Source organism: Kocuria nitroreducens (assembly GCF_042879195.1).
In the GTDB taxonomy this organism is placed as follows: Bacteria; Actinomycetota; Actinomycetes; order Actinomycetales; family Micrococcaceae; genus Kocuria; species Kocuria nitroreducens.
In genome coordinates, this window is sequence record NZ_JBHZTC010000038.1 from 1 (window position 1) to 9,919 (window position 9,919).

At 60.1% G+C, this 9,919-nt stretch carries 6 protein-coding genes and 1 pseudogene; 5 read left to right on the forward strand and 2 right to left on the reverse strand.

From position 1 onward, the window contains the following. Positions 1-430 precede the first annotated feature (430 nt). Positions 431-2,464 carry an acyltransferase family protein gene (locus ACFYE1_RS16730; RefSeq protein WP_387745458.1) on the reverse strand — a complete coding sequence of 678 codons (2,034 nt, stop codon included), beginning with the start codon at positions 2,462-2,464 and terminating at the stop codon, positions 431-433. A 1,086-nt stretch (positions 2,465-3,550) separates the two neighbouring features. Between ACFYE1_RS16730 and ACFYE1_RS16735 the strand changes: the two genes are divergently transcribed. From ACFYE1_RS16735 to ACFYE1_RS16755, 5 genes and pseudogenes are all read left to right on the forward strand, one after another. After that, positions 3,551-4,999 carry an O-antigen ligase family protein gene (locus tag ACFYE1_RS16735; protein ID WP_387745461.1) on the forward strand — a complete coding sequence of 483 codons (1,449 nt, stop codon included), beginning with the start codon at positions 3,551-3,553 and terminating at the stop codon, positions 4,997-4,999. Positions 5,000-5,196: 197 nt separating this feature from the next. Continuing rightward, positions 5,197-5,421 (forward strand): annotated as a pseudogene (locus tag ACFYE1_RS16740) (polysaccharide biosynthesis tyrosine autokinase); the annotation flags it as partial. A gap of 198 nt (positions 5,422-5,619) precedes the next feature. Next, positions 5,620-6,882 carry a polysaccharide biosynthesis tyrosine autokinase gene (locus tag ACFYE1_RS16745; RefSeq protein ID WP_387745472.1) on the forward strand — a complete coding sequence of 421 codons (1,263 nt, stop codon included), beginning with the start codon at positions 5,620-5,622 and terminating at the stop codon, positions 6,880-6,882. 295 nt (positions 6,883-7,177) lie between these two features. Continuing rightward, entirely contained in the window at positions 7,178-8,425 is a 1,248-nt protein-coding gene (locus tag ACFYE1_RS16750; protein WP_387745464.1) for a cytochrome P450 family protein, read from the forward strand. A 9-nt stretch (positions 8,426-8,434) separates the two neighbouring features. After that, positions 8,435-8,629, forward strand: a complete 195-nt coding sequence (locus tag ACFYE1_RS16755) for a ferredoxin (protein ID WP_387745467.1) — start codon at positions 8,435-8,437, stop codon at positions 8,627-8,629. 317 nt (positions 8,630-8,946) lie between these two features. On the opposite strand, the gene ACFYE1_RS16760 is transcribed toward ACFYE1_RS16755, so the two are convergent. Beyond that, a protein-coding gene (locus tag ACFYE1_RS16760; RefSeq protein WP_387745470.1) for an IS5 family transposase occupies positions 8,947-9,785 on the reverse strand; the annotation gives its coding sequence in 2 pieces (ribosomal slippage) (positions 8,947-9,440 and positions 9,440-9,785; 840 coding nt in all). Positions 9,786-9,919: the final 134 nt, after the last annotated feature.

Sequence of the window (9,919 nt, forward strand, 5' to 3'; positions counted from 1 at the left end):
CATCCTGTGACGAGGAGCCCGTTCCTCATCTCAGCGACGCACCCGCGCCAAGAACCTCATGCCCCACAACACCTAGAGGGTCACACGCACCAGTGACGAAAACTCTTTTATCATCAACGTCATATATCAGTGCGGCAGCCCCGAAACTCATGCCCCGGACAAAGATTAATAACATCAACATGGTCACCCCACTGCCTTGCAGCCACCGATCATGTATCGTCCAACTCCAGCTAAATCCGTCACGGAACAGTGATCGGCGCCGGCTCCAACTTTGTCATTTCTAACGGGAGTGTCTTCCGTGTTGAGCGATGCAGCTTCTGAGATGCGTGAAGGTACAGCATGCTTGAGGGCCGAATCTGTCGGTGGCAACCCGATGTGGGGCGGACCACCGTGTGTAAGCCTTCTATACAGGCGTGTCTGTAGCCGTCGGCTACGCCAGAAGCGGCTCCAGTTTGTCCCAGAGCAGACTTTTCAAAGACTCAGCAAAGGTGGCCGTCAAGTGGTGCCCGTCGCGGTAAACAAGTTCATTACCGATGATGGACGGACAGTCGGCCGAATTACACAAATAGTCAGAGAAGTCCAAATATGTACCACCTGCCGCCAAGGTAGCGTCCTTCTCGGCTAGAGCTAGGTCGGGATCGGTGGCCTGTTCGCGGCTGCGTACGCAGTCGGAGGCATCCTCGAGATTGGCGGAGAGACAAACCGCAGGGCTTTCGCCCATGTCCGGTACGTCAGCAATTACGACGACCTCGGATGATTCGGGCAATGCCTTAATCGTGGTGGAAAGCCCGTTTGCCCACTCCCTATGGGGGTCTCCGGTGGTGCCGTGATAGGCGCCGTTTCCGTAGTTGGCAAGAATCACGAGATCTGGGGGGGTGCTGTTGAGCCGTTGGATAACACCAGCCCGCCACTTGTCGCACGCATGGTAAGGCGCATTATTCAAGTCCCGTGGAACAGTCACCGAGTGGCACTCACTTTTGGTGTTCGAATCCAGACGGATTTCTCCATTTTCGGCAAATTGGTGAAGGGCGGGAAACCACGACGCGGCGTGAGAGTCCCCGATAAGGGCTACAATTGGGGCATCCGAGTTTGTCCCATACTGGCAACCGGAGACATCAGTAGATTGATAGGGGCGATGACACCCATTGCGGTAGATAATGGCGTTATCGTCGGGCGCATCCCGCAAAGCCGGTTTTAGGTTTGCTGGAACGTAACTCGTGCCTGCCGGGAACAAGCTAATGGACGTTGGGGTCGCCCGCATCCCAGATGTCAGCGTATCCATGCGGGTCACTCCCATGCCCGCGATTGAGAGTCCCGCAAGGACGACGGAAACCATACCGAAGTTGACGACGGAACGCAGCGGCGGAATGGACGCCAGTCGATGAGACCTTCGGACCGGGTCTTCGATGTATCGGAACAAGAGGTAGGCCGCAGGTAGTGACAGCATCCCGAGGACTACGGTCTGCCACAGCGACATGGTGTTGTTCCAGCCGACGACGGACTGCGGCACAATAAGCATCGGCCAGTGCACCAGGTACAGGGAGTAAGAAATAAGTCCGATGAACAGCATGGGTCGCATGCTCAGCAGCTGGCTAGGGCCGTAGTCTCCACGTCCACCAATGATCAAAGCGGCGGTCGCAAACACCGGTGCAGCGGCATAGAAGCTTGGGAACGGCGTAGCTGAGTCGTATAGGAACGCCACGAGCAGGAGCCCGATTAATCCGCCCCAGGCAAGTGCGCCACCCATGACCCCCGTCAGCCGGTGCCCATGGGAGCGCACCAGGAACGCCACTAGTGCCCCAACCCCGAGCTCCCATGCCCGGGTCGGGAGGGAGAAGAACGCCCACGGTTGCGAAACCTGCATCATCACAAGGCCGGCCAAGAAGGACAGGACAGTAAGCAACAGGGCCCCACGGAACAAGTTTCGTTCCGACCGCTGGAACCAGCGCCATCCGAGAAGCAACAGTGCCGGCCACACGAGGTAAAACTGCTCCTCGATGCCTAGAGACCAGTAGTGCTGGAACACCGAAGGGTTGTCTTCCGCCAGATAGTTCGTGCCCTTTAAGGCGAACAGCATGTTGGGCGCGTACAAGGCGGTAGCTACAGCCCCCTCGAACACGCCCTGGTACAGCATCGGCGGCATGAAAAGCACGGAGGCCACCATGGTGAGGGCCACCACCACAAAGGCTGCAGGAAGGATTCGCAGTGCACGCTTCGCGTAGAACCTAGGCAGCGAGATATGCCCCGTTGTGGTGAGCGTTTGAAGCAAGTGTGTGGTAATCAGGAACCCAGATATAACGAAGAACGCATCTACCCCAATGTACCCCCCTGGCACCCACACAGGAGCTGCGTGGTAAATCACTACAAGCAGGACTGCGACAGCGCGGAGACCTTGTATATCCGGTCGGAAGTGAGATTTTTGGGCCTGCGTTAGCGTCGTAGCATGAGGTGTCAGAGCGACCAATGGGGGGTTCCTGCCATGGAGGGGGGATTGCTTCAGCCGACACTTTACCGTCATGCGCGCTTGTAATCCTCTTATGACGCTCCTGGATTTTTTCGTGTTTCCTGCGACAGATGGGTCTCGACCACATGTGAGACCGACGAGGAGCAGCCGGCATCTGGCTTTCGACGCAATGCATAGTGGACACACCGGCCAGCCATCGAGGGAGCGTAGGCGTGCGGGCGAAGAAAATGGCGTCCCTCGGACAGCAGCTGGCTACTGCCGGAAAATTTCGGTACCAGCAGGCGCGTGGCAGAGAACGATCTGGCAGAGGCGGAAATCAAGCCAATGTAGGACCACATCGCGAAGCGTTCGTGGGCCTACCGTTCGCCTGCATACATGTCGATGCATCAGCGGAGATCAACGTAGAGACCAACGAGCACCTAATCCTCCTGGCAGACTTGCCGGAACACAGCACAACGCATGTACACCTGGCCATGGTCACTCCCGCCCGCGCTTGCGTACGCGCGTCTCCAGGATTGGGCTCTCGACGGCCTTGGCATCGGTGATGCCCGCAGACGATCCCACATTTTCAGCAGACCATGCGCATCCAACCGAATGACGCCACGTCGCTAACCGCAAATTTTTGCCGCTGCTCGCGTCGAAGACGCCCTGCACATCCGAACGACGGCCGTGACGACCTGGCGGCACTCGAGCCGAGTGGGCCTGAGGACGCGGCTCATGCGAGCCACGAAGACGCTCAAGTACTAGGAGATCAGAAGCCAGGTGCATCCACAGCTGCACAGAGTAGGCCAACGTCACGTCCCAGGACACGTGTCACGACGCTACATCGGTGCCTTCACAAACTAGACTGTGTGCACATGAATGAACACAGGCCGTGAAGGATTTAGACGCTCAAGAGGCGGTTCGACACATGATCGCATCCAAGCACTCAAGCTTGGAGACGCCATCGACTGACCGGCAGTTCCCTTGGCGATTGCCCGGCTTCTGCGTACGCCAGCGGGCGCTTATTGGTGTAAGAGCAATTTGAGCCATTGAGAGACCGACAAAGCCTGTCCAACAGAGCCGCCCTTTCATCAAGGAATTTTTGTGACAAATCCAAAAACTTTTAACATTGCCATTGGTTGCATTGGAGTCTTTGGTGCGTCCGTCCTGGCTATTATGGGCAGTTTCATTATTGCATCGTTGGTATTGGCTCTCACCCTGAGCTTACCCCCACTTGTAAGAGCCGGAGTATCCACCGCGCTGGCGGGTAGCGCTATCGTATTTTACGCCAGCTCGGGCTACATACTGGCCTATGCGCCAGGGCTTTCTGGCCTTTCATTGCCAGTATTGTTGCTGGTTGTTATGGGTGGCCTGCATGGAGCTATGCTTATATTTAAACATAGAATTTCATTTAGTGCTCCGGCAATTTTTGCCATACTTTTTGTTTTTATTTCACTAATGGCTTTTGTAGCCTCATTAGGTTCAGGTTCATACTTTGCGGCACGCGCTGGATTATCGCTTATTTTTCCCTTAGCGGCCGCTTGCGCAGTCGTAGGGGTAGTCGCGTCCGCGCCCTCGGTATATGAGCGAACTCTTCGTCGCAATACTATAGCACTGGTTACAATTTTTTCAATTCTAATAAATAGCATTGCAGCAGTACGACAGGCCATCGGTGGATTCACCGCAGGAGAACAACGCTTAGTCGACGCCAGCGAGTCCACCTATTTGGTGGGACAGGAAATTCGCTCAATGGGTCTTATGCAGACAAATCAAGATTTTAGCTTGCTTTCCAGTTGTTTGGTCGCGGGCTTTCTTCTAGCCGGCCTGTATGCCACGGGCCGCCTGCGACTATTGTTATGGCTTGTGGCAACTACACTAGGATTTGCAGGTTTACTTGGCCTTAATCGTACGGCACTTATTGCATCTATTTTTACAATACTATTTTCATTGACTTTTTGGGGCAAGGGAAAAATTATACCGCGGATAATTAAGTATACGATTACAGGGGCATTGGTAGTATTTCTAGGTGGGAGTTTGCTTTTCCGCTTAGAGGACGATCGAATCGCGGCCGCCGCCTCCCGGGCACTCACCTTGACGTCCCTTTCCCCTGATAAATCGTTCAATGAGAGAATTGGAAGCGTTTATCCTCGAGCCATCGATAGCATTATCAATCATCCCCTGGGCTTGGGGGCTGGAGCCGCTGGACCGATCTCACAGGTCTACCCTGAGTTGGCTCCTATGGGTTCGTTCCAGACCGACAACGGCTACCTGATGATCGGTGTGCAATTAGGCATTTTTGGCCTGATTTTTTTTGCCCTTTTTCTTGTAGCTACCGCGTTGTGGCTGGTTCAAGTGCGATCGGTTTTTACAGTGGGCGCCGCAACGACATTGGTCGCCTTGATGGTGGCGATGATGTCTGGTCAGTATTGGGCACTGACCGCACCTATGGCGCTACTCGCCTCGTGGGTGGGATTGGGGATCTCGGAGCGTCTTGCCCCGGCGAAGTCCGATGTTCCCCAGCGCGTGTCCTCATCTCACAGTGGTTACATATGAACTTGATTATGGCTTAGGACTTTCGCCTAATGTTACAACCAGATCTGCATTGGCAATTCGTAGTGTGTGTTCTCGGTTGCATGACAAACACGTAACATTTAGGCACAAATATTAGCGATTCGCAGCAAGCGTCCGCTACTTAGCGGTCATGGTGAATTGGGGAATAGAAAGGGTTTTTTGTGGCACACATTGAAGACATGCAAAAAGCGGATAAGCCCGAAAGAAAAGATCTAGTGCGCGTTATTCGCACTTATTGGCGCGGGATCACAGTTGTTACGCTGTTAATTTTAAGCATGGCCGTGGTTTGGTCACTTCTTCAGTCGAAGACTTATACGTCTACCGCTACAGGTCTCGTGGTGGCTCGCGGTGAGGATGATCTAGCGAGCGCACTGGCGGGCGACAATTTGGCGCAATCCAAAGCAGTGTCCTACGAATCTCTGGCCTCATCCGTAGCTGTGGCTGAAGCCGTGATTGATGATCTTGGGCTACAAGAATCGCCGGAGACACTACTACAAAGTGTCAGTACGGACGTTCCAGCGAATACTGTTGAAATACGGGTTACGACGGAATCCGGCACTCCCCAGGGTGCATCGGATCTGGCAAATGCATGGGTTAGAGCGTTGTCTTCTCAGGTTGACTCACTGGAGGTTTCCTCTGGTAGCGCCGGTGCCGGTAGCCGAGTTGATCTACTAGCCCTTGGCAATGCTTCTTATCCATTAGATCCCTCGTCACCCAATATCAAGCTTAATGTTGCACTTGGTTTTCTTGGAGGCAGCGCATTAGGTTTCGCATATGCATTAGCACGTGACAGCCTGGACCGACGTATCCGCTCAGTTGACGAGATCCGTGACGGCTTCGGCGTCTCGGTTCTTGGTGTCATCCCCACCGACGACCGGCTGTCCGACCACCGCGCCATCGTCGAGACCGGCATCTCCGCCGGCCGCGGGCACCACGAGTTCGCCGAGGCGCTGCGCGAGCTGCGCACCAACCTCAGCTTCGTCTCGGTGGACAACCCACCGAAGATGATCGTGGTGACCTCGTCCCTGCCGGGCGAGGGCAAGTCCTCAATCACGGCGAACCTGGCGGTGGCCATTGCCTCGACCGGGCGCAACGTCGTCGTCGTGGACGGGGACCTCCGCCGCCCGGTGATTACCGACCTCTTCGGGCTCGTGGCGGGCGTGGGCGTCACCGACGTGCTGACCGGGCAGGTGCAGGTGCAGGAGGTCCTCCAGACCTACGACACGTTCCCCAACCTGCAGGTGCTCGGCGCCGGGAAGACCGCGCCGAACCCCACGGAGCTGCTGTCCTCGAAGGCCATGCACACCATGCTCGAGACCCTCGCCGAGGACGCCCTGGTCCTGGTGGACGCTCCCCCGCTGCTGCCGGTCACCGACGCCGCGCTGCTCACGGCCTCCGCCGACGGCGCGCTCATCGTGGCCACCGCCCAGAAGACGACCACCGACGAGCTGGGCAAGGCCCTGGAGAACCTACACCAGGTCCGCGGCAACATCCTGGGCGTGGTGCTCAACCGGGTGCCCACCACCGGTGCGGACGCCGGGTATTACGGCTACTACGGCAAGTCCTACTACGCGGACTCGGACGAGCAGCCGGCGCCGGGAACCGGCGCGCAGCCGGTCGTGGCCGCGCCCTCGGCTCAGCCGTGGGGAACTGCATCATCCCGCACTGAGCGCTCCGTCAGCCAGGAGCCGGCCACGCCGCGGACGCAGCAGGAACCCACGGCTCCGTCGGCCGAGGACGCGGCACCCGCGCCGAAGCCCGTGGCCCAGGCGGACGCCGATGCTGCGTCCACGCACGAGACCTTCGGCCTCGAAGCGTGGAACCGGTCCGGCACGTCCACCGGGTCCACGGCGACAGGGCACTGACCACAGTCGATTCCTGATCCACCGGTCCACGGGGCGCCTTCCTTCGGGAAGGCGCCCGTGGTGCATGCCGTGGTCCACGACGCCCGCTGGGATCCGGCGGTGAAGCCATACGGCACTGTGATGGCGACAGTCCTACGGTGGCCTGGATCAGGTGCAAGTCGTCCTCTTGAAGGCGCCGTGCGGCCTCACTACCGTGGAATGTGAACGGTGGGAGCAGCCATGGCACGAATCGTCGGTCGTCACATCGCACGGCGTGGGTGGGAGTCGCTTCGTCACGAGTCGGGTTGGAACCATCATGAACGTCCCTGAGAGCTCCGTCGTCCATCCCATCACCATCGGAAGCCCCGAGTTCTTCGCCGATCCCGATGCCCACTATGCGTGGTTGCGGGACAACGCCCCGGTCTACCGGGGACGGATGGCGTACGTGGGTGAACAGGACCTGTGGATGGTCTCGCGCTACGCCGACTGCCGGACGTTGCTGTCCGACGCACGGTTCCAGCGCTCACCCGGCGGGCGAGGCCCTGCACTGCTGGACCAGCTCCCCGAGTCGGTGCAGGAGCCGATGCGGTTGCTGACCACCTCCAGCTTGATCCTGATGGACGATCCCGCGCACCGGCGGCTCCGCAGCCTGGTGGCCAGATCGTTCACCCCGCGGGCGATCGCCACGATCGGTGACCGGGTGAGGAAGCTTGCCCACAGTCTGCTCGACCGATTGGAGCCGGCCGGGGACATCGATCTCCGTGCCGAGTTCGCCCTGCCTATCCCGTCCACGGTGATCAACGAGATGGTCGGTGTTCCGCTCGCCGACCGGGACCGGTTCCAAGAGGGTGTGGACTCCCTCATCACCGGCATGGCCGAACTCGGTGAGGCCAGCTGGGCCCGGGACGTGAACGCGCTGACCGATCTCGTTCGTGACCTGATCGAGCACAAACGCTCCGCACCCAGCGAGGACATCCTGACCGGACTGATCCACGCGGAGGAGGACGGCGAACGCCTCAGCGACGACGAGCTGCTCGCGATGGTGTTCCTGCTGGTCACCGCCGGCTACGAGACGACCTACAATCTGATCACCAACTCTGTCGTCACGCTGCTGGACCACCCGGAGCAGCTCGACCGGCTGCGCGCAGCACCCGAGGACGAGGCACTCTGGCGCACCGCCGTCGACGAGCTGCTGCGCTACAGCAGTCCTATCGGCAGCACCGAGCCGGTCACCGCCGTCACGGACGTCACCTGGCACGACACCACCATCCCGGCAGGGGCCTCCGTCGTTCCGCTGCTGCACGCGGCCAATCGCGACCCCCGGGAGTTCACCGACCCGGACCGGTTCGACATCGACCGCCACCCCAACAACCACCTCGCGTTCGGCCACGGCGTGCACTTCTGCCTCGGGTCGAACCTGGCCCGGCTGGAGACCCGCATCGCACTGAGCATCCTCGTCCAACGCAACCCCGGACTGCGGCTGGCCGTGGACCGTTCCGCACTCGACATCGAACCCCTGCCCCTCTGGCTGCGCTACCGAGCCCTGCCCGTCCACCTGGGCTGAGAGGACCTCATGCGTATTCGCGCCAACCGCAACGTGTGCATCGGCTCGGGCAACTGCGTACTCGTCGCCGCTGATCTGTTCGACCAGGACGACGACGCCGTCGTCGTCCTGCTCACCGACACGCCCTCGGCCGCGCGGGAGGATGCAGCTCGGGAAGCGGTCGACAGGTGCCCGTCCGGTGCGCTGAGTATGGACGAGCAGTAGACGGCCTGCCGTGATCGCCCGGAGCGAGCGACCACAATCTGAGCTTGCCGACTAACCCTTGACCGGCTGATGATCTGTGCCGACGGGGTCCGATTTGGTGATCTTGCCGACGTCGTGGTGGGTGGCTCTGCATCGGTTCGCCGCCCCGGAAGGACGTCCAGCTCCCGGGCAGCTGGGTTTCGGCGCGCTGGCCGTCTGACCTGCCTTCGCGCGCAGGTGCCGGAACCCCCGCCGCACCCGCGCCGGAGTCAGCCGTTGCCCAGATGACCATTTTCAACGTGGTGGAGCGGGCCAGCGTCGAGGGCTTACACCTGGTCTCATAACCCCCTTGCTTGGCGCAGTCGGCGGAGGTTGATGAGGGTGACAGCGAGCAGCAGCAGTGGGAGCAGCGTGGTTGTGGTGCGGTCGTAGCGCAGCCCGAGTCGCTTGAAGCGGAGCACCCAGGAGATGGTGCGCTCCACGACCCAGCGGTGCCGACCCAGGTGATTCCGGTCCTCGATGCCACGACGGGCGATCCGCACCTTGAGCCCGCGGCGGTGCAGGTACCGCCGGCACCTGGGGTAGTCGTACCCCTTGTCCGCATGCAACTTCTCCGGCCGCCGCGGGCGCCGGGGCCGGCCTGGGCGCCCGCGGCGGCCGCGCACACCGGGGTTGGTCTCCAGGAGGGGCTCGAAGAGTCTGCTGTCGTGGGTGTTCGCCGCCGATGCCAGCACGTGCAGGGGCAGACCGTTGCGGTCGGTGAGCAGGTGGTACTTCGTGCCCGGTTTCCCACGGTCGGTGGGATTGGGGCCAGTCAGCTCACCCCCCTTTTGGACCGCACCGACACCCAATCCACGCTGGCCCGGGACCAGTCGAGGATCTCCTCCTCGGAAAGCTCCTCGAGCACGGCCCGGTGAAGCTTCTCCCAGACACCGGCTTCCTGCCACTGGCGCAGCCGGCGCCAGGCGGTGTGCCCGGACCCACACCCCAGTTCCACCGGCAGGTCCCGCCACCGGCACCCGGTGTGGAGCACGAACAGGATTCCTTCCAGGGCCGCCCGGTCCTCGATCCGCGGCCGCCCACCCGGACCTCGGGGCGGCGGCTGGGCAGGGATCAGCGGGACGATCAGCTCCCACAACCGGTCATCGACCATCCACTGGTGCTTTCTCGTGGCCATGCAGGCATGGTCAGCCACCCGGACGAGAGCGAGCAACGACCGATCAGGTTTTGAGACCAGGTGTTAGCTTGCCGTTTAACCCTTAATACTGATGAGCGTGCCGGATACAGGCTGGGGTCTGGCATGAGGGCGGC

Coding starts and splice junctions, on each gene's coding strand:
- ACFYE1_RS16750 (WP_387745464.1), top strand. CDS start 7,178: ATGAACGTCCCTGAGAGCTCCGTCGTCCATCCCATCACCATCGGAAGC.
- ACFYE1_RS16755 (WP_387745467.1), top strand. CDS start 8,435: ATGCGTATTCGCGCCAACCGCAACGTGTGCATCGGCTCGGGCAACTGC.